The sequence below is a fragment of the Arsukibacterium sp. MJ3 genome, from assembly GCF_000987765.1.
Classification (GTDB): domain Bacteria; phylum Pseudomonadota; class Gammaproteobacteria; order Enterobacterales; family Alteromonadaceae; genus Alishewanella.
Genome location: NZ_LAHP01000009.1, coordinates 50,983 through 76,891, shown reverse-complemented (window position 1 = coordinate 76,891; position 25,909 = coordinate 50,983). Strand labels below are relative to the sequence as shown.

Genomic DNA, 25,909 nt, shown 5'->3' with positions numbered 1-25,909 from the left:
TTAAAAGCCTAATGGTACTGTGCAACGTGAATTCCAGCAAATTAAAGACACTGCTTTTTTTGTGCCTCAGCGGCCTGCTAACCAGCTGTGCCCAGCAACCGGCTACACCGGCTGCAGGCCCCATTGCAACCAACGCTATCGAGCAACCCTTAGCCATGCCGGCTATGGCAGATGCCCGCGATATTTATCAAAAAGCCGGTGATTACCAGGGAGAGGCACGGCAAATTCATTTACTACGGGCAGCCCAAGCAGCATTACAGCAGCAACAGTATCCGCTGGCGCTGGCTATTTGCTACACCTTAGCCAACAGTGAATACAAGCTGGTACGCCAGCGCAATACGGTACTGTTGTTACAAGCTTATCTGGCTAATAACGAAATAGAGCGGGCTAACCTGCTGCTGGAGCAAACGAATATTGATAGCTTGCCTAAAGCCGATATCAGCACCTATTTATGGCAGGGAAGTCAGTTTTATGCCCAGCAACAACGCAGTCTGGCCGCTAGTAGCTGGCTATTGCAACTAGACCAGCTGCAGCAGAGTAATTCTGCCTATCCCGCACTATGGGATTTATTATGGCAGCAACTGACGACCTTAAACCAAAACAACCTGACAACACTGCGCACTAATGCCACCAACCGCAACCTGGCCTGGTTAAACTTGGCCGAATTAAGCCGGCTGCATATTGGCCAGCAACAAGCGTTACAGCAGGCGCTAGCCGATTGGCATCGCCGTTATCCTTTTATGCCCAAGTCAGCTGCCTTACCGGCAGCTTTGCAGCAACTGCTGCAATTAACACCTTACCAGCCCAGTCGAATTGCGGTGTTACTTCCGTTTAGCGGTAACTTTCGGGCCCATGCGAAAGCCTTGCAAGCTGGCTTAATTAGTGCCGCCAGCCAATACAAAGGCGAGCCGGTACAACTGCTGTTTATTGATAGCCAGCAAACACCTGCTCAAATTACCGAGGCCTTACAACAACAACAAGTTGATTTTGTGATAGGCCCGCTATTACGTGACCAAGTTGATATCTTTAGCCAACAAGCCGATTGGCCCTGGCCAACGCTGTTTTTAAACAGTCGTAATCCGGCACAGGAAAAACGCGATAACCACTTCTTTTTTGCGCTAAGCATGGAAGATGAAGCCAGCCAGATGGCCCAACTGTTTCAACAGAAAAGCTACCACAAGCCGGTGGTAATAAGCGCCCGTAATAATATTAGCCAGCGGATGCAGCAACATTTTGCCAGCCAATGGCAAGCCATGGGCTATGCGGCCCCAGAGTTATATCAATTTAGTGCCAAAGCTGAATTGGAAGCGATTGTTAGTAACTTGCTGGAACTTGATGCCAGCCAGAGCCGCATCCGTAACGTTAGTAGTTTGCTTGGTAGTAACACCAAACTGGAAGCCGAACCGCATAGCCGATTGGATATTGATGCCATTTACTTGTTAGCTGATCCGGTACAAACCCGTTTATTTAAACCCTATGTTGATGTGGCGGTAAACCAGACCGCGCCGAGATTGCCAGTGTATGCCAGTTCGCGTAGCTTTAGCACCAGCCTTGACCGGAACGAGCAGCGTGATTTAAACGGCTTAACCTTTACCGAAATGCCCTGGATGCTTGGTGAGCAAAGTAGTGTACTGTTACGAGAACAGTATCAGCAGTTGTTTAGCGAGCAGGATGAAGTATTGCAACGGCTATTTGCGATGGGTCATGATGCTTATCAGCTGGTGGCACGGTTGAAACAACAGCAGTATTTACCAGCGCTGGTGTTCTCGGGATTAACCGGCCAGTTAAGTTTAGATGCGAACGGTAGCATAGTGCGCAGACTAAGTTGGGCCAGTTATCGCAATAATCGGCTTATTACGGTACAAGAACCCTAAGCATGAACAATAAAGGTGAGTACTATGAGCAACTGGCGCTGGCTTACTTGCAACAACAGCAGCTAACTCTAGTTTGTCGTAACTTTCAGTGCAAAGCCGGTGAAATTGATTTAGTGATGCGCCAAAGCTCACAGTTGGTATTTATTGAAGTAAAATACCGCGCCAGTAACGCTTTTGGTGGTGCTTTAGCGGCCGTTACACCAGCTAAACAAAAAAAGCTGCTGCGGGCAGTGCGCTGGTATTTGCAACAACATGGTGGTCAGGATCAGGCTTGCCGGATTGACGTATTAGCAATTGAAGGGCGAGAGCCCTTTCATTACAACTGGGTGCAAAACGCATTCAGTTAGAAGGAAAGGTAATGCAGGAACATATCCGACAGCTGTTCAGCGAAAATATTCAAACCATGATCGCCACCAGCGAAGCGCTGGCCGAACCCATTGAAAGCGGGGCTTTAGTTATCGCCAATAGTCTTATTAATGGTGGTAAGGTACTTTGCTGTGGTGCCGGTGCCAGCCATGGTTTGGCTTGCCATTTTGCTCAGCTGCTACTGGACCAATTTGAAACCGAGCGCCCTTGCCTGCCAGCCTTGGCACTGCAAAATGATATGTCGAGCTTGCACCCTGATAACCATATTAATCAGGATTATCTGGCGCGGCAGGTTCGTGCTTTAGGCACTGCGGCCGATGTACTGCTGGTTATTTCGCTTACCGGCTCTGAACAAAGCCTGATTAAAGCCGTCGAAGCCGCCGTGACCAATGACATGAAAGTATTGGCCCTAACGGTTGATAATGACAGTGACCTGGCGGGTTTATTAAGCCAGCAAGACGTTGAATTAAAAGTACCGGCGCATCGCCCGGCGCGGGTGTTTGAATGCTACACTTTTTTACTGCATTGTATTTGCGAGTTAATTGACACTACGCTGTTTCCACAGCAAGGAGAACTATGAATACCAGCAAAATTATCGCTGTAGCAGCCACTGTAATGTTGTTACAAGGCTGCGCTGCCGCCGTGGTTGCCGGCGGCGCTACTGCCGCTAATTCCGCCAACGATCGGCGTACACTCGGCTCGCAGCTAGATGACAACAGCATTGTGGTCCGGGCTAGGCGTGCTATCGGTACGGCCGAGAGTATCCCTGATGAGAGTAATATTAATGTCACCAGCTATAACGGTGTTATTTTGCTAACCGGTCAGGTCAGTAGCGACAGCATTAAACAACAAGCCGAACTACTGGTTAAAGATACCCCTGGGGTACGTGACATCCATAATCAAATCAGATTAGGTAACAGCACGTCTTTAGCCACCCGTACCCGCGACAGCTGGATTACCACTAAGGTAAAAAGCCAATTATTATCCGAAGATGATATTAGTGGCCTAAATATTAAAGTGGTAACCGAAAATGCGGAAGTATTTTTAATGGGGTTGGTTAAAGGGCCAGAAGCCGACAGAGCCGTAGATATTGCCCGCCATATTGATGGCGTATCACGGGTAATTAAAGCTTTTGAACGGTAACCAGCTTAGTACACAACAGCATGCCCTAACATTCTTGCAGCGCTTTTAGCACTTTCGAGTGAAACTCGCGCTGCTGCATCACTATCATCACCACTATTGTCGCCACCATAAATAAAATAGGGTCAATAAACCAGGATAATGCTGACAACGAAAAATAGATGGCGCGCAAGCCATAGTTAAAAGAATGGCCTGCCTGATCAATTACCTTTGCCGCCCGATTAGCATACAACGCTTGATCATCCTCGTTTAAATTTCGACCATCTGGCGCCGCACCAATTAACACTCCGCAAAAGCCGTACTGACGCAACGACCAGGTAAACTGAAAAAAAGCAAATACGAAAATAAAGGTCAGCAGTAGCAGTTTTAATTGCACTGAACCCTCGGTGAAAGTAGACCAGGGCACCAGATTAGACAACATAATACTAAGCTTTTCAGCAGAGGACATGGCGGTTAATAAACCCGCCAGAATAAGCAGCGAACTGGAAGCAAAGAACGTAACATTGCGCTCCAAAGTAGAAATTAAGCCCACGTCGGCCATTTTGTTTTCACGGGTCAGCATTTTCTGCATCCAGTCGGTGCGCTTGCGCCGCAACTCGAACGATAAACAACTCACCACCTTAGCCCGGCGCTTGGCAAATAGGGTGTAGCCTATCCACAACATAAAAAACCAGATAACCGCAATTACGTCTAACGGGCCAGGCATAGCATGCTCCTATAACAGCATTATGGGCGAAAAAACGGCTCTGGGTAAACTAACAAACGGCGCTGCGGCGAATTCTTTGCTGGCTGCGACTTCGCCGCCACGCATCCAGAGTATAAATAAATAACGCTAACCAAATAAAACCAAAGGTGATCAAACTGGCTGGCCGCAGCGGCTCATGATATAACCAGACACCAAAGAAAAACATCATACTGGGGCCGATATACTGAAAAAAGCCCATGGTCGATAACTGCAATCGACGGGCACCCGCGATAAAGCACAATAACGGGATAGTGGTCACAAAGGCCGCCGCTACCAGCATAAGATTAAGGCCAACACTGTTATTCAACAGATTTACCGCGCTACTGTCAGCGTAAAACCACCAGTAACACAACGCCACAGGCAACAGCAGTAACGATTCAACAAACAGCCCGGTAATGGCTTCTACCGCCAGTTTTTTACGCAGTAAACCATAAATAGCAAACGAGCTGGCTAAGGCTAACGCTACCCAGGGAATAGAGCCAAAAATGACTATCTGGATCACCACCCCGCTGGTTGCTAACCCCAATGCCAGCCACTGCAGTGGCCGCAGCCGTTCACCAAGAAATAGCATGCCCAACAATACATTTAGCAATGGGTTAATATAATAGCCCAGGCTGGCATCCAGCATGTGATCACTGTTCACTGCCCAGATAAACAACCCCCAGTTAGCACCAAGAATAATTGAAGTAAATAACAGCCATAAAATCAGTTTAGGTTGACGCAGTAGTTGGCGCAGCTGAGCGCCTTGCTTTAAGGCGATTAATACCACTAGCAATAAAAGACAAGACCAGACAATCCGATGCACCAGAATTTCAGCAGCAGCAATAAAATTAAGTTGTTTAAAGTATAACGGGGCGATACCCCAAAGGGTGTAAGCGCTGGCGGCGAAGGCACCACCAAGCTTTTGTTCCCTGCTTAACGACATGTTGTAACCCCAGAAAGTTGGCTGTTAGGCCAGGGTGGCGCTTGTGCTAGCCAACCAGATAAGTGCCAGTACCCAGAGCAATATGTACACCCTGTTCGTTATGCAGCTCCATTTTGCATACCGCAACTTTATTACCGGCACGGATCACTCTGGCGGTGGCAATAAAATGCTTGCCGCGGCCAGGCCGTAAATAGTCGGTGCGAATATCAATAGTGCTCATTTTGCCAAAACGCTGCACCAGTTCACTTTGCTCAATATTACTAAAGCGCCCTAATGCACTGGCGACGGCCATCATACCGCCGGCCACATCCAGTACCGTGGCGATAACCCCGCCATGTAAAATTTGCTGTATTGGGTTGCCGACTAACTGTTCAGCCCAGGGGAAATGCACTTCAACCTGATCCTCGGCAAAGCGGCTTACCTGCAAGCCAAGTAAGCGATTAAACGGCATTTGATCAAAGGTGGCGGCAATGTAAGGTAACAACTGTTCGGGTGATTGCAGCATATTAATTCAACAAACCACTTAAGGTGAGCACCGCAGCAAACGCTAAGAAAAACAGCATATTACGCTTAGCCAGCTGCACCATAGCACTGGTTTCATCTACGGTATTACGCAGCTCAGGGTCAATAGGCTCTGCCGCTACGGCAACCTCTGTCAGCACTTGCTCGTTAGCAGTTTTAACATCAAGAAAATAGGCCAACAAGGTGTTAGAGGCCCGCGAAAAGTACCCAACCAGCGCAAAACCAAGGCTAAATAATCGGGTAGGAAACCACTGTGCCCAGTAGTTAAGATAGTGTACTGCGTCGGGAGTATCACTAGCGGGCTGTAAGCTACTGTAATCAGTGGCTGCTGATTCTTGGTCTGATGCGGCGGTGGCCAGGGTTAGCGGTTCATGCAACTGGCGCAATAAGGCATAGGTAATAACACCAAAAGCACCCAACAGTAAAAACCAAAATACGGTAGCCGCGTAATAGCGAAAATTCAGCCACACCATGGTTTGGCCATAGCTAGTTTGCTCAGTTTTACTGGCACTGTCACGGCGAATTTGTTCAATAACCAGATACGCCGCTTCAGCATCTCCGCGTTCCTGAGCATTCAAATATTGCTTGTATAATTGCCGATAATGCCAACAACCGATACCCACCAATAACACCAGCGTATTGACGATAAGCGTCAACAACCGATTGTCGATCAGACAAAGTAGCAACATGACCACAGCGCCAGGCAATAACAGCCATATATACTGGCCGAATTGATGCCGTGCCAGCCCAGCCAGTGGCGTTTTGCTACTTAACCGTAAATAGGCCTGCACATAACGCTGCGCTTGCCAGGCATTACTACGAACGGCCAGCCGTTCGATTATTAGCGCCAATAACATACTTATTAATGTCATTCCCTGCTCTCCTTCAGTGCTATTCGGTATGCTAACCAGTCGAATGCCGGCCCCGGATCCGTTTTGCGCCCGGGTGCAATATCACAATGGCCCACAATGCGCTGTGGACTAATATCTTGATAGCATGTCATTAAGTAGTGGCTTAACGCTACCAGGCTTTGATATTGCTGCTCAGTATACGGTAAATTGTCGCAGCCTTCTAACTCTATCCCAATCGAAAAATCATTACAGTTGGCCCGGCCAGCAAACTCACTTTTACCGGCATGCCAAGCGCGTTGACTAAAAGGTACGTACTGAAAAATACTGCCGTCACGCCAAATGACACAATGGGCGGCAACAGTTACCCCTTGCAGCGAGCTAAAACTAGCATGGGCGTTGCAATCGAGGCGGCCACAAAACAAGGCATCAACATAACTACCTTGTTGCGGCACTGGCGCAAAATGCCCCGCAGGCAGGCTGATATTGTGAATGACCAACAAACTTATGGCTACGCCGGCCGGCCGTTCATCGTAATGACCGGACGGCCTTTGCAGCAGCGTTGGACAACGTGGAGTAGCAGTGGTTTTCATCAGAATTTTTGCCTTTAGCTTGCACTGTGATTAAGCTAGGGCACTATTGTCATTGTTGAGGCCGTTTAATGCAAGCTCCCGAGCAACGAAGCCCCTTTGCTAAAGCCTTTAGTTGGTTAGCCTGGCTTATATTATTAGTGATGCTATTTCTGTTTTTTCAGGATTATCTGGCGGCAAAACGCAATCCGAATCAGCAGCTGCAAAGCATACAACACAGCAGTGGCGAAATTAGCACGGTGCTTATTCGAAATCGCGCCGGCCATTACGTTGGCACGGCGCTGCTAAATGGCCAACCCGTCGACTTTATGTTAGATACCGGCGCCACTACCGTCGCTATTGCCCAAAGCACCGCTGACAAACTGGGTTTACCACGCGGCCGACAAATTCAGGTGGCAACGGCAAATGGCATTACCACTGCTTATTTAAGCCAGATAGCAACCTTACAATTAGGCGATATAACCCTGCAACAGGTGTCTGCCAGTGTGGTACCGAATTTAGGTGGCACCGAGATATTGTTAGGCATGAGCGCCTTAAACCAGTTAGAATTCCGCCAGCAAGGCAACCAACTTACCCTAATTCAGCGAAACTAATATGACAGAGCAGCCAACAGCCGCATCGCAGCATCGTTACCTGGTACCGGAAATTAGCCGTAGTGTGCAAGCCGCCCTAGCCGAAGACTTAGGCTTTTTAGCCTTAGCAGAGGGCGATATTACCGCTAGTCTTATCCCTGGCGGGCAACTTGCCAACGCCACTATTATTAGTCGCGAAGCCTGTGTGGTGTGTGGTACTGCCTGGGTAGACGAAGTATTTGCTCAGCTGAACCGGCACGCGTCGGCAGCTGTCGTTAGTATTGATTGGCAGGTTAAAGATGGCGACAAGGTCGATGCAAATAGCTTGTTATGCACGTTAACTGGCCCAGCACCTTTGCTGTTAACCGGCGAGCGCAGTGCTTTAAATTTTCTGCAATTACTTAGTGGCACCGCGACCACAACCGCGTTTTATGTCGGCATGCTGGCTGGCACCGCCACCCGGCTGCTCGATACCCGAAAAACCATACCGGGGCTGCGTTTTGCGCAAAAGTATGCGGTGCAATGTGGCGGGGGTGTAAATCATCGCTTTGGCTTATTTGACGCCTTTTTAATTAAAGAAAACCATATTGCTGCCGCCGGCTCAATTGGTGCCGCCGTGCTGCAAGCCAGACAAAACTTCCCCGGTAAGCCGGTTGAAGTTGAAACCGAAAACCTGGATGAACTGCTGCAAGCCTTAACCGCCAACGCCGATATTATTATGCTGGATAATTTCAGCTTGGCCGACATTAGCGAAGCCGTAAAAATAAATAATGGCCGGGCGAAACTGGAAGTGTCAGGCAATATTACCGCCGAGAAACTAAGCGTACTTGCAGCAACCGGCGTCGATTTTATTTCCAGCGGCGCGTTAACCAAGCATGTGCAGGCTATCGATTTATCAATGCGCCTAAGCATTGTGAAAATAATGCCGGTAACTAGTTAAACCACTGTTCAGCTAACTTCTGTTACACTGCCCCCATCGTAATAACCGGAGCTTAGCTACCGTCGATGCAATTGACAGGCAAGGTAGTACATTGGCGCGATGATAAAGGTTTTGGCTTCGTCGTGCCCGATAACGATAAGCAACAACTTTTTTTTCATATCCGGGACTTTGCCGATACCAAAATTCGCCCAGCTGAAGGGGCTCGGTTACAGTTTAGCCTAGGCGTGGATAAACACGGCCGGCCACTGGCTACCCAACTGGCAGTCATTACCCCCGCCGCTATGGCCACAGCAAAAAACGAACCCGTTGTTATCGATCTCGACTACACCCAAGATGTGGCGTTGTACTTCCGCTGTGCTTTTTTAGTACTGGTGGTTGTTGCCTTACTGTTTGGCACCCTGCCTTATGTATTGCCTATTTTGTATATTGAAGCCAGCTTATTTACCTATTGGCTGTATCAGGCTGACAAGACTGCCGCTATTGCCCGCCAGCGCCAGCGCCTGCCTGAACAAAGTTTACAGCTATTTAGCCTGATTGGGGGCTGGCCCGGCGCCTTACTGGCGCAAAAAAAACTGGCACACAAGCGTCGTAAATTTTTATTTCAACGTGAGTTTTTACTGGTTATTATTGGCAATGGCTTGTTATTATTGTGGTTATTATCGCAACACGGTAAGTTATTTCTGGGCCGCTTGGCGCTGTGGTCATAACGCTGCACCTTTAGCCGCTTTTGTTTAGCCACTTTTTGCTTACTACGCCGGTATTTGTGAAGTAGCGCTAAGTTCACTTACTGGCGCCGGTCGGCCCAGCAAATACCCCTGAAACTGCTGACAACCCAACTCTGTTAACGCCTGGTACTGCGCTACCGTTTCCACGCCTTCTGCAATAACGTTTAACTCCAGGCTGTTACCCAGCGCCAGAATGGTTCTGATTATTGCCGCATCACTGGGGTCATGCAGCACATCACGGACAAAGCTGCCGTCTATTTTCAGCTGGTTTAATGGTAAACGTTTTAAATAACTGAGCGACGAATAGCCAGTACCAAAATCATCCAGCGAGAAACGTACGCCCAACTCACCCAATTGCTGCATTTTAACAATAACCGTTTCAATATCCTGCAATAACTGGGTTTCAGTTAATTCCAGCACTAAATGTGCCGGATCAGCACCAGTGCTGTGCAAGGTATCCGTTACCAGCTGAACAAATTTTGGATCATGTAATTGGCGTGCGCTTAAATTGACTGCCAGGTGCCAATGCGCGGTAATCGGATCATGCTGCCAACGTTCCAGTTGCTGACAACTTTGCTGCAATACCCAGGCACCAATAGGCAAAATTAAGCCGCAATCTTCGGCCAATGGTATAAAATCGGCTGGCGATACCGGCCCTAATTCAGGATCAAACCAGCGTAATAGCACTTCAGCACCCAGCATCCGGCCATCACTATGATATTGCGGCTGATAATGCAGACTAAAGTAATTCAGGCTTAACGCCTGACGCAAGCCGTTCAGCATTGCGGTTCTGGCTATTACTTTGGCTTGCAGCGTGCTGTCATAAAAACAATAACGATTTCGGCCACGACTTTTAGCATCATACAACGCAAGGTCGGCCCGTTGCAGCAATTCATCAACATTGTTGGCATCACTAAACATGGCAATACCGATGCTGGCACTAATAGAATAACTGCATTCCGTTAGCTGAAAGGGCTGACTTAGCATAGTCATTAACTTAGTTGCCAGTAATTCTACTCGCTGCGCGGCTAAATCAGGCCTGGATTGCAACTCGGTAAGTAACACCACAAACTCATCGCCACCAAAGCGGGCTAATGTATCGCTTTTTCGTAACTGACCACCGAGCCGGCTGGCCACCAGACTCAGTAATTCATCGCCTACAGCATGACCACGGGTATCGTTAAGATCTTTAAAATGGTCCAAATCAATAAACAATATTGCACCCTGACAACCAATCCGATCAGCCAGGCTGAACGCTTGCTCAAGCCGCTCTAGCAGCAAACGACGATTTGGCAATGCAGTTAATGCGTCATAAAACGCCAACTGGTGAATAGCCGCCTGATTCTGCTTATGTTCGGTAATGTCGGTTGAAATACCGCACAAGGCATATATTTCACCATTGGCATGACGTAACGGTAACTTTACCGATAAAAAAGTATGGCTTTGGCCGCTACTGGCCAGCGTATTAATTTCTTCTTCGACAATTCGCTGGCCGGCATGTAATACCCGTTGATCATTAGTCTGTAACTGCTCGACTGTTTTACCATCAAAAAACAGACTATCCGTATGGCCCACAATCTGCTCTGCGGGCCGGCAAAATAATTCCGCTATTTTATGGTTAACGTACTGATAACGAAAACGTCGGTCCTTGATGTAAATATGGGCGTCAACACTGTTTAAAATGGTGGTAAGCCGCTCTTGGCTTAATTGCAACTGCCCAAGCTGTCGACGACTACGTCGAAAGTACCAGAATACAATCGCAGCAATCAGTGCCAGCAACACTACATTAAAAACAGCCCAAAGCACTAACATTGAGGTAGCGGCAGTGGCTGTAAAATCGGGTTCGCTCCAGCGTTTAACGGTTTGATAGTAATAAGATTGCGGATCAGCTTGCCACTGTTGTAACTGTCGATCAATTATCGCCAACACATCCAGATTCTGGTTAAGTGCGGTGGTAAAATACAATTCTACCGGACTAAAGCGCAACATATTAGCTTTTAGCTGAAAAGCGTCAGCCCGGCGATCACCAAAAAAGTGACTTGCTGCCGCGATATCGGCCTGACCAGCAGCCACTAAATTAAAAGCTGCCGATAATGACTTTACGGGTAGTAAGGTTATGGGTAATTGCTGTTGCTCACTGACATTTTTTAAAAAAAAGTATTGAGAGCTGTCTTTTAACACCGCAACTTGCTTACCCGCCAAATCAGCTAATTGGTTTACGTCTTGGCCAGATAAACTGTAAAATTTTGACCAACTATATAAGGCAGGGGTTTGATGAAAACTCATCACTACAGCACGCTCTGGGCTGAAGGCTACATCAGGCATGATATCGATATCACCGCTTGTTAGCAGTTCAAGACAATAAGCCCAATCGCAACTTACCGGCTTTAATTGCCAGCCCTCTTGCAGGGCAATTTGCTGTAACAAATCACCAAAAATTCCGGTGAGCCTGCCGGTGTCATTTATCGCTATTTTAGGCGGATTTTGATAAATACCCACTACCAACGGGCGGTTGCCAGACTGACCGGTTTCGGTTGCGGTTAACCGCTGACTGGTTGCGGCTGTTACCATTAAGAACAGCAAAGCCACCAGGCTGCAACATCGCATAAATCGGTCTCTTTATTATTATTCTGCTACTGAGCTTACTGCAGCCAGCTTAAATTGCAAATGCAGCAAGCCATAGTGCCTTTATGATCTATAAATAGTGCCTTTATGATCTATAAATAGCGCTGTTATAGTTTATAAATAATAACGTTAAACTTTATAGATAAAACCCTTGCGATAACACCAGTGCATTAACAGGTATGATAACCCCATGAACACCAGAGCAAAGGCCAGTGATCCGTTAAGATCACCAAATAAAGGCTGGAAAAAATGGCCAAATAACCAACTTTTTAACGAGCCATCGCCCAGCGGCAGCATCACCAATACTCTGGCGGCAATGCCGGCCAACATAAAAAACAAAATAGCGTTAGCGCCAAAAACCACAAAAGGCGCGCCCCAACGGCGGTAGCCTTTCACATCACATAACCATAAACAGGCTGCCACAGCAATTGCAGCAAAGCCACTGCTCAGTAAAACAAAGGTTGGCGTCCATAACTGTTTGTTAATGGGGATAATGTCGCCGAACAGTAAACCAAGCCAGACCGCCACCACGCCACCAAGCAGTAACAGCCTTATTTTCCACTGCAATGGCCGGTCTGCTTGCAGCAGTTGCGCCATTAACACGCCACTTAAACAACTGGCGATGGCCGGTAAGCTAGACCACAGTCCTTCCGGGTCAAAACTGAACGGCATTGCCTGACGATAATACACATGAGCTGGCCCCAACAAGGTATGGTCAAGCCAGTTACTAAAGTTATTTCCGTTAAGCCACAGGCCGACAAATTGGTTGCCTTGCGCATCGTGATAAGGCAAAAACAACATGCCGGCTACATACAGCACCGGCAACGCCAATAACCAGCCAATGCGACCACGGGTGCCGCAGTACAATACGATAAGCACCGTAAAAAAATATACCATGCCAAGGCGTTGTAACACCCCGAGCCAACGCAGTGTTAGCAATTTTTGCTGCAGATAACTGTATGCCGGATCGGAAAAATTATAGTAAAACAGCGCTAAAAACAGCCCTAGCCCAAACAGCGTGGCACTGCGCTTAGCAGCATGGCGGATGGTAACCGATTTAGCCGTATTACGTTGTCGCTGCAGGCTAAGCTGTAATGACATGCCAACAATAACAATGAAAAAAGGAAAAATAAGATCGGTTATGGTCCAACCGTGCCATTCTGCATGGCGCAGCGGGGCATAGACATAACGCCAGCTCCCCGGATTATTCACCAGGATCATTGCCGTAATAGTTAAACCGCGCAGCACATCCAACGCCAGCAAACGCTCTGCTGGCAGTGGCGCCAAAATGGCATCGCAATGACGCCGCAGCCAGTTAAACATTAGCGTTAGTGCTTTATAGCGGTAACCGGTAGTGTTACCGGTAGAGAACCAGGGGCGCTTGCCTGGCTCAGTAGTACCTTTGCCAGCGCCGTATAGATTGCCCCCGGATTGCCGGCGGCAATGGCGTTGTCTTCACTGTTGTAGGCGTAGCTGGCCAGCACCAGATCGGCATACCGGCCATATATAGCCACATCGTAGGGCGCACGCATACTAATAAAAACATGCGCTGTCTGTTGTTGCTGTACTTGTTGCAGCAAACTTAAAAAGTCACGTTGCTGCTGCTGGTAACGTGCCGCTAACGGGCCAATCGCGGTTATATCGTCCATGCCGCCAATTTCTGCTAACGACGGCATTGGGGTAATAAAACCACTCACCACCACATCGGCTTTGGCCAATAAAGCATTGGCGCTAGCCAGATCATTCTGCAATAAACTGAGGCTGCTAATGCTAAGGGGTATTTTACTCTGTTGCTGTAACGCCAACTTAAGCGCTGCCGCTTTATTGTTGTCGGGCATAATTAACACTATTTTTTTGCCCGGCGTTAATAGCATAGTTAACGGTAGTGCGGTTGCCTTACTGTCTTTAGCAATAGTGATGCGGGTAATGGCGGCCTGGGCCAGCGCCAGTTCAGCCTGCCGATGCGCCGGGCTACCTATTACCTTATTGGCGTTAGCCAGTTGCGCTGCTGCTGAGCCCGCCGGTAGCAGCGGATACTGTTGTTTCAGGGCAATAATGCGCTGATAAGAGGCGCGTAATTCAGCAATATCAAGCTGGTTACTGTTAACTGCCTGCTCCAGTGCAGTGAGCAGAGCAGCTAAGCTGGCCAGTTCTGCCGGGTTTTGCAATTTTACCGGCATAAGGGCAATATCGGCACCGGCAGCAAAGGTGGCTATTACCGCCTCGTGTGGGCTGAAAAAATGACTAATACCCGCCATATCCAGTGCATCGGTAACAATGACCCCGTTAAATCCCAGTTGCCGGCGCAGTAAATCATGCAAAATAGCCCGCGATAAGGTGGCCGGTTTTAGCATTTTCTGGCCGTCTTTCGCCACAAAGGTACTGCTATCCAGCGCCGGGTATTGAATGTGAGCAGTCATAATCATGCCGGGGTTGTGCTGTTTTATAATGTCAGCAAACGGCAGTAAATCAACCTGATCAATTTGCGCTCGGCTATGCACCACCCGCGGTAAGCCTAAATGACTATCAACATGGGTATCACCATGGCCGGGAAAATGTTTAAGCGCGGCAATGACGCCTTGTTGCTGCATAGCGGCTGTCATGGCCCCACCCAGCTGCGCCACTACTGCCGGGTTTTCAGAGAATGCCCGCACGTTAATCACCGGGTTATCCGGGTTAACATTAACATCGACGGTGGGTGCAAAATTAACATTTATACCCAGTGCTAATAGTTCTGTGGCCATAATACTACCCACTTGCTTAGCAAAGTGGTTGCCATGCTCTGGGTACGTAGCACCAATAGCCATATTGCCACTAAACGACGTTGCCAGTTGCCGAGGCAAGCGGGCTACCCGGCCACCTTCCTGATCAATACTAATAAATAACGGCTGTGCTAACGCCGACTTACTGGCGGCTTGTTGCAACTGGCGGTTCAGACCAATAATCTGTTGGCTGTGTTGCAGGTTTTCAGCAAATAAAATAACACCACCAATGTCATATTGGCTGATAAGCTCTGCCAGCTCTGCCGGCAAGCTGGTTAATGGCGTACGACATGCCCCGGCTGGCTGCGGCTCTTTGCAATAGTAGCGCAAGTCGAGCATCAGCTTTTGGCCCAGCATCTGGCGAATAGTCGGTGCAGCGGTTTGCTGCGCCTGACTGCTCATCGCCAGTACACCCAATAAAATACACCACACCCAGCATAGCCGACGTTGTAACCACCCATTTTGCTGATGCAACACACTGTATACTCCGCTTATGTTAAGGTAATGTCTGTTCATGTATTGGCGTGCAGTAAAACAAAAAAAACCCGCCTGCGCCAGTAGTGGCTACTGGCGAAACTACAATTAATCGTAAACCTTAGCTCGCAGGAACACTGCCATGCAATTAACGTTATTAGACTGGACGGTTTTTATTGGCTATTTTCTGCTACTGGCGTCGTTAGCTATCTGGGTAAACCGACGACAAGCTAACAGCAGCAGCGATTATTTTCTTGGCGGTAACAACATGCCACCACTACTGGTTGCCATTTCGGTGCTGGCGACCTCGCAATCTGCCGCGACTTTTTTAGGCGGCCCAGACATGGGTTTTCGCGGTAATCTAAGTTATCTGGCTACCAATATTGGTGCCATTATTGCCACTTTGTTAGTGATAAAATGGCTTATCCCGCGTTACTATCACTTAAAAGTAACTACCGTATACGAACTGCTGGAAAGTCGCTTTAACGCTACTGCGAAAAACCATGCTGGCAAAATGTATTTATTTGGCCGCGTCTTCGCCAGTGGTGCCCGTTTATATATGGCCGCGCTGGCGGTGGCTATGCTGTTGTTTAACAATATTGACGCCAGCAGTGTTGTGATGGCTATTGTGTTACTGGCAGCGGTGGGTTTGGCGTGCACCATGGCCGGCGGCATTCGCTCGGTCATTTACACCGATGCTTTGCAGTGCGCGGTTTACGTAAGTGCAGCATTGGTGGTGTTAGGGTATTTATACCACAGTTTACAACTTGACCTGGCCAGTCTGTATACGGTGTTAAGCCAACCACTAGCCGACGGCACGTCTAAATTATTACTGTTTGACTTCAGAGCGGACTTTAGCAGTAGCGGGGTGTTTACCGTATGGTCGGCACTCACCGGCTTTGTACTGCTTAATATTGCTGCTTTTGGCCTGGATCAAGACATGACCCAACGGGTACTTACCTGTAAAACCGCTGCCGGTGGCGCCAAAGCATTGTTAACCTCAGCGCTACTGGTTATTCCGGTGATGCTGATCTTTATTGTTATTGGTTTATTGCTGTATATCTATTATCAGCGGCCCGATGTCTTTAGCAATAGTGGCCGTTACAGCGGCAGTTTTGCCGGTGAACAAATTACCGTTTTTATGTACTATGTATTGAATGAAATGCCCTCTGGCCTGCGCGGGCTGGTAGTGGTGGGAGTGATTGCTGCCGCGTTATCGACCATTACCTCAGGTTTAAACTCGATGGCATCAGTATTGGTTGCCGATATGTACCAACCCTGGCGTCAACAGCACCACGCCAAGACCGATGACCGGCATTATGTGCGGGCGGGCCAATGGGCAATGTTACTGACCGCCGTAGTGTTGTCATTAATGGCTATCGTGTGTTTTTACTGGCAGCAATATTCTGCTATGCCATTACTGGCGTTTGCGTTAAGTGTTATGGTGTTTTCTTACAGTGGCTTGCTGGGGGTGTTTTTTACCGCGCTGTTTAGCAAACGGGGTAACAGCAGCAGTGTTACTGCGGCGCTGTTAGCCGGCTTTACGGTCACGCTGCTAATGCAGCCTTATATACTGCAACAGCTTAGCCCTACCCTGGCAAGCATTGATCTGGGCTTTACCTGGCAACTTTGTCTGGGTACTGCGGTGGCATGGTTGGTGTGCTGGTCTGGCAAGCCACAGTCAACCACGTCATCAGCTATCGTAAAACCTGCTGTTGCAACAACCTATAGCGTGGAGCGCTAACATGTATTTATTGGCAATCGATGGCGGTGGCAGTAAAACTGTGGCCAGGCTGCAGCATAAAGCCAGCGGCCAACAGTGGCAAGCGACAGCCGGCCCGGCCCAGTTATCCAATGATCTGCCGCTGGCCATAACTAATGTCCGGCAGCTGTGCCTACAACTATGCCAGCAAGCCGCCATTACCCCACGCCAGATTGTGGCCTGCATTGGCCTGGCTGGTGCAGGCAATCCGCAATTACACGCCGCATTTTGCCAGCAACTGCAACTGGATTTTGCCGCCTGGCAGCTTACTACCGATGCCCGCACCTCGTTATATGGTGCCAATAACGGCCAGCCAGTGGTAATGGTAGCGCTGGGTACCGGCTCTGTAGCCATGCGGTTAACCGCCGACGACACTGAGCAACAAACCGGTGGCTGGGGTTTTACTATTGGTGATGAGGCTGGCGGTGCCTGGCTCGGCAAGTTGGCGGTGCGGCAATTATTATGGCAACTAGACAACGATAGCGGCCTTAGCAGCGTTATTAGCCCACTGATCCATGCGTTAGCCCAGCACTGCGGCGCCAGCGTTAACACGGTATTACCTTGGCTAAAACAGGCGAGCGCCACTGACTTTGCCGCGCTGGCACCCTTAGTATTTACGCACAGTAGCTGCCCACTGGCACAACAGATATTGCAGCAGCACGCTGCCGCCATTGCCGAACTGATTACTTACTGCCTTGGCCAACACGACCTGCCAGTGGTGTTACTGGGAGGGTTAGCCGCCAGCAGTCAGCCGTATCTGAACCCGGACATAAAGGCGCTGCTACAACCGGCAAAGGGTAATGCATTAGACGGTGGCCTGATTTTGGCGGCGCAGCAAAGTGCGGCGCCGCAGGGTTAAAAACCGCCAGCGTAAACCAGCAACGTAAACGAATACTTTCAACATGTCGTTAAAAAATGAGTAAAGCCCTGATGAGTGAAACCGAATTACTACAACAACTGGCTAGCATGAGCACCGAAGCGCGTAATCCAGCCTCTGCCAAGCTAGATCAGCTGGACAGCCTAGCTATTGTCAGTCTGATTAATCAAGCAGATCACGGCATTGCTGCGGCATTAATACCGGCACTGCCCGCCGTAGCCCAGGCAGTGGATGCGATTGTTAGCGCGTTTAACCGTGGCGGTCGCTTAATTTACCAGGGCGCCGGTACCAGTGGTCGTTTAGGTATTTTAGACGCCGTAGAATGCCCGCCGACGTTTAGTGTACCGGCTAACCAGGTGGTTGGTTTAATTGCCGGTGGCGAAAAAGCCATTAAACACGCCGTTGAAGGGGCAGAAGATAGCCCACAGCTGGCAGAAGCAGAATTAACCGCCATTAACTTTAACCGCAACGATATTTTGGTTGGTATTGCCGCCAGTGGCCGCACCCCCTATGTTTTAGGCGGCCTGGCCTATGGTCGCAAACTGGGGGCAACCACAATTGCCATTAGCTGCAATGCTGCCGGGCCAATCCTGGCTGCCGCCGATATTGCTATTTGCGCTGAAGTGGGCCCGGAAATAATAACCGGCTCAACCCGAATGAAAGCCGGTACCGCCCAGAAAATGCTGCTAAATATGTTAAGTACTGCGGCCATGGTACGTAGTGGCAAGGTGTACCAGAACCTGATGGTCGATTTACATGCCAGTAATCAGAAATTACAGGCCCGGGCAGTGCGTATTGTGATGCAGGCGACCGACTGCGATAACGTGACGGCCAGTGCCGCATTACAGCAAGCCAACATGAGTCCCAAGCTGGCCATTTTATTGGTGTTAACCGGCGATGATCTGGCCAGCTGCCAGGCGGCGCTGGCAAAAAGTAATGGCTTTGTCAGTAAAGCGCTGGGACAACAATTGTGAAACTACTCAGTGTGTTAAGCCTGCTGTGGCTTATAGTTTATTTACCGGCCGCCAACAGCCAACCGCCAGCAACCAGTAATAAACCAGCCACTGCTATTACCCCGGGGGCAGAGCGCCTGGCCGAGTATTTACCCTTATTACAAGGTAAACGTGTTGGCATGCTGGTTAATCAAACCTCACGGCTTGGCGAGCAACATCTGGTTGATGCACTGCTGGCTGAACAGGTAAATATTGTGAGTGTTTTTGCCCCGGAGCATGGTTTCAGGGGTGATCATGATGCCGGTGCCAAGGTCAGCTCCACAGTAGACAGTAAAACTGGCTTACCGCTGTTGTCATTGTACGGCGCCAATAAGGCACCCAGTGCTGAACAGATGCAAGCACTGGATCTGGTGATTTTCGATATTCAGGATGTCGGCGTGCGTTATTACACGTACATTAGCTCAATGCATTATTTAATGCAGGCAGCAGCCGAACATGGCGTGGCAGTGCTGATACTCGACCGGCCTAACCCGAATGGCCGCTATCTGGACGGGCCGGTGCTCGACTTAGCCTTTCAGTCATTTGTGGGCATGCACCCTATTCCGTTATTACATGGTATGACCGTTGGCGAGCTGGCGCAGATGATTAAAGGCGAGCGCTGGATAAATAAGGCCGATAAACTGGCACTAACGGTGATACCGGTGGCGAATTACCAGCGCCATATGCACTACAGCCTGCCACTGCCACCAAGCCCGAACTTACCCAATGATCAAGCTATTGCACTGTACCCGTCACTGGGCTTTTTTGAGGCCACACCGCTTAGCGTTGGCCGCGGCACGCCCTTTCCGTTTCAGGTTGTTGGCTATAATCAATTTAGTATCGGCGAGTTTAGTTTTACACCGGTAGCAACCCCAGGCGCTGCCAGCAACCCGCCGCTAAAAGACCAGCCTAGTAAGGGCCAGGATTTACGCCAGGTTAGCGCCGGTGGTTTAAATTTAAGTTACTTACTGGCATGGCATCAGTTGTTTCAACAGCATCAGCGTAGTGTATTTAACGCACCGGGTTTTATGGACAAACTGGCCGGCACCGCTACCTTGCGGCAACAAATTGAGCAGGGCTTAACCGCAGAGCAAATTCGGGCTAGCTGGCAACCGGCACTACAGGTTTTTGCCAAGCAGCGCCAGCCATACTTGCTCTACCCGTAGTTGATATCCATCATGATTTGCTCAGTCTGCCTGTTATTCCACTACCCGGCTAAAACGGGCTAGCGGCGCCATTCTGGCTTGGTTCAGGCTTAGCTCATCGGCGGTTAAGCTAATGTTGTCTACCTTACTCAGCACATCCAGTAATTGCGGCTCTATGCTATCTTGCTGGCAGGCTTTACGAGTTGTGGCCAGTGGCGTAAAGCTTAACGTTGGTCCCTGCAAACGGTAGCCACCACTTAGGTTGTTACAACCGGTATAACCATTTACCCGGCCAGAGCGATCAAACTGTAAAAACACCTGATGATCGACATCAACTGTGGTTTGCAACAGCTCGATTAACTGCCATTTACCCACCAGACTTTGTGCCTCGCCGGCAGCAAGTGGCTCTTCGCTCTGCTGTTTCGCTAGCCGGTATCGCTGCGCAAGCTCGCCATCAATTCGCTCACCCTGTGGATTAAGCACCAATAATTGCTTTTCCCCAACCAGAAATTGACTGGCTGCAGTATTGTCCAACTGGATTTTAGTACCATCACTACTCCAGCTAAATTGGCCTTCAGACACCTCAGGTTCGGCAGCACCTTCCTGATAGTAACGCGACAACTGATACTGCTGGTTTGCAGATAATTGAAGTGTAAGTTTAATACCAGGGCAGTCGGCACAAGGGATCACCCCCTGATAGCGGCCTGGCCAATCTAAGGCGCTCTGGCTGGTGTCTGCCAGCGCTACTGATGGTTGTTGCGCCGGCTGACAGCCAAGCAACAGCATTACGCTGCAAACAATAGTAAGGGGGTAACGCATAACAGGCTCCTTGCGGTCAAAAGAAAGTATAGTGGCTATTGTCGCCGTGCCAACTTTACCAGAGCTGAATTTATGGTCTATAACCATAGCGGGCCAAATGAGCTACACTAAAACGGCATAGAGTATAACAGGAGCAATGATGAGTATTAACGTACTGGCAATTTGTGGCAGCTTACGGGCCAAGTCAACCAACCGGGGTTTAGTGCGCTATGCCATGGCCAATAGCCCGCAAGGCATGAAAATACATTTTGCAGATTTACTCGACGTGCCTTTTTATAATGGCGATCTTGGCGCAAAACCAGCAGCAGTAGCAACGTTAATGCAACAACTGGCTGAGGCCGATGCCTTACTGCTGGCCTGCCCGGAATATAACTATTCAATGGCACCTGCACTGAAAAACGCGCTGGACTGGGCCTCCCGGGAGCCCGACAATCATTTATTAAGCGGTAAACCGGTGGCCATAATGGGCTCGGCCGCAGGTATGGGCTCATCCCGGGCGCAATACCATTTACGCCAGGTATGTGTTTATTTAAATTTGCACCCGTTAAATCAACCCGAAGTATTCGCTAACGCCTTTAGTGGTGCTTTTGATAATGATGGCAATTTAACCGATGACAAAATTCAAACCAATGTCCGTAAATTGCTGTCAGCGCTGCTGGTGTGGCAGCAACGGCTTAATAGCAACAACGGCTAAAGCCGCCCTGTTACCACGACCTTAGTTACCGGTAAAAGGGTCTGTCAGGCTGGCATCAGCCAGCTTGATCAGCCGGCCATTCACCACTGCCAGTTGCACGGCCTGGTCTTTGCTCAATAAAAAAGTAGTGGTAAGTTGCCGCTGTGGCCAAAGTTTATTAAGGCCCCGCGGGTTAATTGCCACCGGCAAACCCGAGTTATTGGTCAGTAAGCTGGCCTTGCCAGTAAAATGACTGTAGCCGTCTGCCAGTAGCTTTAAATACTGCGCCGTGCTTAACTCAACAGGCTTACTTAGTGGGTAAGCCTTACCCGCGCTGTAAAGTAAGCCGCTGGCATCCAGTGTATGGTAACCGCCATAGATACTGGCATCACCTATTTCATCCAGCACAACACTGCCCCGGCCATTGCCACCGGCGGTAAACGCTAAATCTACCTGTGCCAGTTGGCCACTGCCATCGGCTTGTTGCAAACCGACGTGACTAATAATTAAGTCTTTCATGCCGCCACTGTTATTCATCGGAATAGCCTGATAACCGCTTACGTCATAATCACGATAACTGCCACTGCCAATGGCCGCTAACCACTTTAAATACAATTGCAGGTTTAACTGGCGGGCTTGCTGGCGAAGAGGGTCATTAAACTGGCCACCTGCTTCCACTAAGATGGTACTCATACCCATAGCCGAGAAGGTGTCACCAAAGGAGCGAATTGAATAACTGTCATCATAGCGGCCTAATTGTTGCGGTATGGCGCTATCCAGCATCGGTTTCACTAAACTGATAAGCTGCATAGCAGCCCGACGGCTGGGGTTAATGTCACGCGCGCTATTATAAGCTGGTGCCAATAATGAAATGGTTGCCGGCTTTTTGTTATCGCCAGAGGCATGGTAGCGGTTTTGATCGTGTAAATTAAAAGCATAATGCGGCTTGATGTGCAGTGCGGCTTGCATCAATATTTGCCCCTCGGGCGTTTGTAACGCTAAGGCATCGCGATTAATATCAATATCAAGCGCATTAAAACGACTGTTGCGCTCTGCCCCATCCGGGTTAAGCATTGGTATTAAATATAAGGTTACCTGGTCTTGCCAGCTAGCCTGAGCAGTTTTCGCCTGTTGCTGCGCATCAAGTACCGCAAGCAAATCGAAAATAGCCGCGGTGGCGGTAGGTTCATCGCCATGCATTTGCGACCAGGCCAGCACTTTGCGTTCACCCTGGCCAATTTTAAACAAATAAACCGGCCGCTGTTCTACCGAGCGACCAAGCTCGGTGACCTCAAGCCAGTCTTGTTGCTGATAATAGGTAATCAGCGGCGCAATATCGCTGTGAGTTAGCGGGCTTTTCGCCAGGCCAGGTGCGGTGAATTCGGCATAATCTGCTGCAGTAGCCGGCCCTGATAACACCGCACTTAGTGCTAACCATAACGATAGTTGCTTTAACATGGCATCCTCTTTAAGTATCACGTTAATCTCCACCAGACTAAGCTAAACATAACATAGCCCGCGCTACTGCGCATAATAGCCAAAAGCTGGCTTGCCCAAGGCTGTGGTTATCTGTATAAAAGTAACAGTTTGCCATATTAATTGTTCTAACGCCTTATCCTAACAACTTACATTAACAACTTAACCTGACTAACAGATCAATATAGGAGCCTACAGTGGCAGATTGGTTAACCCTACTTCCGGCGCTGGTGGCCATTACGGTGGTATTGTGGCGCAAAGAAGTGATTCTGGCACTACTGTTATCGCTATGTACCTCTGAACTGTTGATCTTCATGCAAAACGGCCAGAGCTTTGGTGCCGGTTTATTACTCGATGGCAGCATTCAAACGCTGGAGCGAATTATTGCCGTTACCGGCGACGCCGACAACGCGCGTATTTTAATGTTCTCTTTACTAGTCGGTGGCTTATTGGCCTATATGCGCTATTCGGGCGGGGTGTCGGCTACTGTCGCCATGCTGGTCAACCGGGGTATTGCCCGCAACGGTCGTCAGGCCGGGTTACTAACCTTTTTTATTAGCAGTGTTACCTTTATTGAATCGAATCTTAGTTCGCTTACTGCCGGCATCAGTTCTCGCGGCCTGTTCGATAAATTTAAAATGAGCCGGGCCAGGCTGGCCTACATTATTGACAGCACCAGTGCGCCTATTTGTATTTTAATTTTATTAAATGGCTGGGGTGCTTATATCCTTGGGTTACTCAGCACTTATGATTTACCACAAAGCCCGGTGGCTATTCTGATTGGTACTATTCCGCTTAATTTTTATGCGCTGATCACTTTGGTAGTAGTGCTGTACACCATTATTAGCGGCAAGGTATACGGCCCCATGCGTCAATCAGAGCAGCAGCTGCATACGTTGTCACATCACAGTGAAATTGAAACTGCACCAAGCCACCCGGCTTATATGTTAGTGCCGTTAGTAACCTTGGTTAGCGCCATGCTGGGTTTTATGTTATTAACCGGCAACGGCCAGCTAGTGCAGGGCTCGGGATCTAAGTCGGTGCTCTATGCTACAGCGCTGGCTTGTGTGGTGGTGTATGCCATGATGTTATTAAGCCGCCGTTTTGCTCACCAGCAACTGGTTGATATTGGCTTTAAAGGTATTAGCGAATTACTGCCGTTGGTAACTATAGTGCTGTTGTCGCTATCACTGGGCTCCAGTTTGAAATTGCTGGGCACCGGTACTTTTATTGCCAGTATTGTTGACCAAAGCTTGCCGCAGGTACTTATTCCGGCGCTGTTGTTTTTAGCCGGCGCGTTAATATCCTTTACCACCGGCACCAGCTGGGGCACCTTTGCTATTCTGATCCCTATTGGGATGCCAATGGTCAGCCTGCTCGGTTTGCCACCACAACTTATTCTGGCTGCTATTTTAAGTGGCGGGGTGTTTGGCGATCACTGCTCGCCTATTTCAGACAGCACTGCGGTAAGCTCGGTAGCTGCTGGCTGTGATTTACTGGAACATGTGAAAACGCAGCTGCCTTATGCCTTGGTAAGCGGCGTTATCGCCTTACTTAGCTTTGTGATTGCCGGAGTAATAATGATATGAAAACTGCCTTGATAACATTATTGTTAGTGGCTAGCCCCTTGCTCACGGCGGCCGAAAAGACCGAGCCCAGCGTACCAGCCGATTTTACTGATGTGGCAACGTTGCTGCCCGCAGCACAAATTCATATGGCTTACCTTGGTAGCAATAATTTTGTTGGCAGCCCGGTAGAGGGTTATCAGGCTAATAAATGTTATTTACAAGATAATGCCGCCCTGGCACTGGTGCAGGCGCAGCAAACTGCTGCTGCCAAAGGTTTAACGCTATGGATTTTTGATTGTTACCGGCCACAACGGGCGGTTAACCATTTTATGCGCTGGGCCAGTGACTTAACCGATATCAGCACCAAGGCAGACTATTACCCAAACCTGAACAAAGACCAGCTGGTGGGTGACTATATTGCTGAACAATCTGGCCATAGCCGGGGCAGCACTGTTGACTTAACGCTGGCTCGCCGCGACACCAACGGCCAGTGGCAAGCATTGGATATGGGCTCGCCGTTTGATTTGTTTGACCCGATATCAAATATTGGTCACCCGGCAATTAACCAAACCCAACTGGCTAACCGGCAACTACTGGAAAGTATTATGCTGGCAGCAGGCTTTAAGGTATACAACATGGAGTGGTGGCATTTTACCCATCAGCCGCCGGTATATACTGAGCAATATTTTGATTTTATCGTGCGCTAAGCCACCAACAAGCTACTGCTGCAGCCCTTATTGCCATTAGGGCTATAACAAAGGATCTGTTAGTATTAACGCATGCTATTTTTTAACCCCTTTTCAGCAAATTAACTATGGCCAGACGTACCAAAGCCGAAGCAGAAAGCACCCGCGCTGCTATTTTAGATGCCGCCGAAGTGCTATTTTTTGAACACGGTGTGTCACGCACTACGCTGGAAAAAATTGCCGTGGCGGCCGGAGTAACCCGCGGCGCCATTTACTGGCACTTTGAAAATAAAGCAGATTTATTTAACGCCATGTTAGAGCGGGTAAGGTTACCGTTTCAGCATTTGCTGGCAGCGGTAGATAACAACCCAGATGCCGATCCCTTTACTCAGTTGCATGAATTAATGAGTAACGGTTTACGATTAATTGCCTCCAGCGCACGGCATCACCGGGTACTAACTATAGTGTTTCATCGTTGCGAATACATTAACGAGCTAAACCCGGCGGTAAATCAACAAGACAAATTGGACGAAGAAGCCGTAGCGGTAATGCAGCGGGCGTTTGAACGGGCCGAACAAGCTGGCATGCTGCGCACGGGCATTAGCCCAAGGTTAGCGGCCATTGCATTGCATATGTATGTTGGCGGCATTATTAGCCATTTTTTGTTAAAACCGCAGCAGTGTGATTTACAGCAACATGCCCCGGCCTTAGTAGACGCCATGCTATTGGGCCTTAAAAAAGCCAGCTAAACGCGCCATTACTGAACGGATTAGCTGGCAAAGGTACTAACCTGAGCACACCAG

General features: G+C 49.1%; 25 protein-coding genes. 15 read left to right on the top strand and 10 right to left on the bottom strand.

The features are described from left to right. Positions 1 to 59 precede the first annotated feature (59 nt). From VT06_RS08610 to dolP, 4 genes are read left to right on the top strand one after another with little or no spacing between them, the layout of a single operon-like run. Positions 60 to 1,874 carry a penicillin-binding protein activator gene (locus VT06_RS08610; protein WP_235357389.1) on the top strand — a complete coding sequence of 605 codons (1,815 nt, stop codon included), beginning with the start codon at positions 60 to 62 and terminating at the stop codon, positions 1,872 to 1,874. 2 nt (positions 1,875 to 1,876) lie between these two features. After that, positions 1,877 to 2,221, top strand: a complete 345-nt coding sequence (locus tag VT06_RS08605; RefSeq protein ID WP_046553887.1) for a YraN family protein — start codon at positions 1,877 to 1,879, stop codon at positions 2,219 to 2,221. Positions 2,222 to 2,232: 11 nt separating this feature from the next. After that, positions 2,233 to 2,820, top strand: coding sequence for an SIS domain-containing protein (locus tag VT06_RS08600; protein ID WP_046553886.1), 588 nt, complete (start codon positions 2,233 to 2,235; stop codon positions 2,818 to 2,820). Then, the gene (gene dolP / locus VT06_RS08595) at positions 2,817 to 3,383 is read left to right on the top strand and encodes a division/outer membrane stress-associated lipid-binding lipoprotein (protein ID WP_046553885.1); all 567 of its coding nucleotides are present in this window, start codon (positions 2,817 to 2,819) and stop codon (positions 3,381 to 3,383) included. Before VT06_RS08600 ends, dolP begins: the two co-directional genes overlap by 4 nt. Positions 3,384 to 3,408: 25 nt before the next feature. Here the strand turns inward: dolP and VT06_RS08590 are convergent, their stop codons facing one another. The 5 genes from VT06_RS08590 to ampD are packed head-to-tail and all read right to left on the bottom strand — an operon-like array spanning position 3,409 to position 7,013. Then, complete coding sequence (locus VT06_RS08590; RefSeq protein WP_046553884.1) at positions 3,409 to 4,086, bottom strand: DUF599 domain-containing protein; 678 nt, start codon at positions 4,084 to 4,086, stop codon at positions 3,409 to 3,411. Between the two features lie 49 nt (positions 4,087 to 4,135). Further along, positions 4,136 to 5,050, bottom strand: a complete 915-nt coding sequence (rarD, locus tag VT06_RS08585) for an EamA family transporter RarD (RefSeq protein ID WP_046553883.1) — start codon at positions 5,048 to 5,050, stop codon at positions 4,136 to 4,138. A 46-nt stretch (positions 5,051 to 5,096) separates the two neighbouring features. Further along, positions 5,097 to 5,555 carry a thioesterase family protein gene (locus VT06_RS08580; protein ID WP_046553882.1) on the bottom strand — a complete coding sequence of 153 codons (459 nt, stop codon included), beginning with the start codon at positions 5,553 to 5,555 and terminating at the stop codon, positions 5,097 to 5,099. A 1-nt stretch (position 5,556) separates the two neighbouring features. After that, positions 5,557 to 6,444, bottom strand: a complete 888-nt coding sequence (gene ampE / locus VT06_RS08575; RefSeq protein ID WP_046553881.1) for a regulatory signaling modulator protein AmpE — start codon at positions 6,442 to 6,444, stop codon at positions 5,557 to 5,559. Beyond that, positions 6,441 to 7,013, bottom strand: a complete 573-nt coding sequence (ampD, locus tag VT06_RS08570) for a 1,6-anhydro-N-acetylmuramyl-L-alanine amidase AmpD (protein ID WP_046553880.1) — start codon at positions 7,011 to 7,013, stop codon at positions 6,441 to 6,443. Before ampD ends, ampE begins: the two co-directional genes overlap by 4 nt. A gap of 68 nt (positions 7,014 to 7,081) precedes the next feature. Between ampD and VT06_RS08565 the strand changes: the two genes are divergently transcribed. The 3 genes from VT06_RS08565 to VT06_RS08555 all read left to right on the top strand — a co-directional run bounded on the left by VT06_RS08565 (position 7,082) and on the right by VT06_RS08555 (position 9,229). Continuing rightward, positions 7,082 to 7,603: a TIGR02281 family clan AA aspartic protease gene (locus VT06_RS08565; protein WP_046553879.1), complete on the top strand. Its 522-nt coding sequence runs from the start codon at positions 7,082 to 7,084 to the stop codon at positions 7,601 to 7,603. 1 nt (position 7,604) lies between these two features. Continuing rightward, a complete protein-coding gene (gene nadC / locus VT06_RS08560) occupies positions 7,605 to 8,522 on the top strand; it encodes a carboxylating nicotinate-nucleotide diphosphorylase (RefSeq protein ID WP_046553878.1) in 918 nt (305 codons plus the stop codon). A gap of 65 nt (positions 8,523 to 8,587) precedes the next feature. Beyond that, positions 8,588 to 9,229 (top strand): cold shock and DUF1294 domain-containing protein, encoded by a 642-nt coding sequence (locus VT06_RS08555; protein ID WP_046553877.1) that lies wholly within the window; start codon positions 8,588 to 8,590, stop codon positions 9,227 to 9,229. A 42-nt stretch (positions 9,230 to 9,271) separates the two neighbouring features. Here the strand turns inward: VT06_RS08555 and VT06_RS08550 are convergent, their stop codons facing one another. From VT06_RS08550 to nagZ, 3 genes are all read right to left on the bottom strand, one after another. Then, positions 9,272 to 11,818, bottom strand: a complete 2,547-nt coding sequence (locus VT06_RS08550; protein ID WP_046553952.1) for an EAL domain-containing protein — start codon at positions 11,816 to 11,818, stop codon at positions 9,272 to 9,274. Between the two features lie 183 nt (positions 11,819 to 12,001). Continuing rightward, positions 12,002 to 13,195, bottom strand: a complete 1,194-nt coding sequence (locus tag VT06_RS08545) for an acyltransferase family protein (RefSeq protein ID WP_046553876.1) — start codon at positions 13,193 to 13,195, stop codon at positions 12,002 to 12,004. A 5-nt stretch (positions 13,196 to 13,200) separates the two neighbouring features. After that, a complete protein-coding gene (gene nagZ, locus VT06_RS08540) occupies positions 13,201 to 15,111 on the bottom strand; it encodes a beta-N-acetylhexosaminidase (RefSeq protein WP_046553951.1) in 1,911 nt (636 codons plus the stop codon). A 139-nt stretch (positions 15,112 to 15,250) separates the two neighbouring features. Here nagZ and VT06_RS08535 point away from each other — a divergent pair, with 139 nt between their 5' ends. The 4 genes from VT06_RS08535 (at position 15,251) to VT06_RS08520 (ending at position 19,905) form a co-directional block, all read left to right on the top strand. Continuing rightward, a complete protein-coding gene (locus tag VT06_RS08535) occupies positions 15,251 to 16,852 on the top strand; it encodes a sodium:solute symporter (RefSeq protein ID WP_046553875.1) in 1,602 nt (533 codons plus the stop codon). Between the two features lies 1 nt (position 16,853). Continuing rightward, the gene (locus tag VT06_RS08530; RefSeq protein WP_046553874.1) at positions 16,854 to 17,729 is read left to right on the top strand and encodes a BadF/BadG/BcrA/BcrD ATPase family protein; all 876 of its coding nucleotides are present in this window, start codon (positions 16,854 to 16,856) and stop codon (positions 17,727 to 17,729) included. A gap of 71 nt (positions 17,730 to 17,800) precedes the next feature. Further along, positions 17,801 to 18,721 carry an N-acetylmuramic acid 6-phosphate etherase gene (murQ, locus tag VT06_RS08525; protein ID WP_046553950.1) on the top strand — a complete coding sequence of 307 codons (921 nt, stop codon included), beginning with the start codon at positions 17,801 to 17,803 and terminating at the stop codon, positions 18,719 to 18,721. Next, complete coding sequence (locus tag VT06_RS08520) at positions 18,718 to 19,905, top strand: exo-beta-N-acetylmuramidase NamZ domain-containing protein (RefSeq protein ID WP_046553873.1); 1,188 nt, start codon at positions 18,718 to 18,720, stop codon at positions 19,903 to 19,905. The genes murQ and VT06_RS08520 overlap by 4 nt, the downstream gene beginning before the upstream one ends. A gap of 33 nt (positions 19,906 to 19,938) precedes the next feature. Here VT06_RS08520 and VT06_RS08515 read toward each other — a convergent pair whose 3' ends face one another. Continuing rightward, entirely contained in the window at positions 19,939 to 20,703 is a 765-nt protein-coding gene (locus VT06_RS08515) for an META domain-containing protein (RefSeq protein WP_046553872.1), read from the bottom strand. Between the two features lie 139 nt (positions 20,704 to 20,842). Between VT06_RS08515 and VT06_RS08510 the strand changes: the two genes are divergently transcribed. Then, on the top strand, positions 20,843 to 21,397 hold the full coding sequence (locus VT06_RS08510; protein WP_046553871.1) for an NADPH-dependent FMN reductase: 555 nt from the start codon (positions 20,843 to 20,845) through the stop codon (positions 21,395 to 21,397). Positions 21,398 to 21,418: 21 nt separating this feature from the next. Here the strand turns inward: VT06_RS08510 and VT06_RS08505 are convergent, their stop codons facing one another. Further along, on the bottom strand, positions 21,419 to 22,855 hold the full coding sequence (locus VT06_RS08505; protein WP_235357388.1) for a M14 family zinc carboxypeptidase: 1,437 nt from the start codon (positions 22,853 to 22,855) through the stop codon (positions 21,419 to 21,421). A gap of 194 nt (positions 22,856 to 23,049) precedes the next feature. On the opposite strand from VT06_RS08505, the gene VT06_RS08500 reads away from it, so the two are divergent. The 3 genes from VT06_RS08500 (at position 23,050) to VT06_RS08490 (ending at position 25,855) form a co-directional block, all read left to right on the top strand. After that, a complete protein-coding gene (locus VT06_RS08500; protein WP_046553870.1) occupies positions 23,050 to 24,441 on the top strand; it encodes a Na+/H+ antiporter NhaC family protein in 1,392 nt (463 codons plus the stop codon). Next, the gene (locus VT06_RS08495) at positions 24,438 to 25,127 is read left to right on the top strand and encodes a M15 family metallopeptidase (protein WP_046553869.1); all 690 of its coding nucleotides are present in this window, start codon (positions 24,438 to 24,440) and stop codon (positions 25,125 to 25,127) included. The genes VT06_RS08500 and VT06_RS08495 overlap by 4 nt, the downstream gene beginning before the upstream one ends. A gap of 107 nt (positions 25,128 to 25,234) precedes the next feature. Continuing rightward, positions 25,235 to 25,855, top strand: a complete 621-nt coding sequence (locus tag VT06_RS08490; protein WP_046553868.1) for a TetR family transcriptional regulator — start codon at positions 25,235 to 25,237, stop codon at positions 25,853 to 25,855. Positions 25,856 to 25,909: the final 54 nt, after the last annotated feature.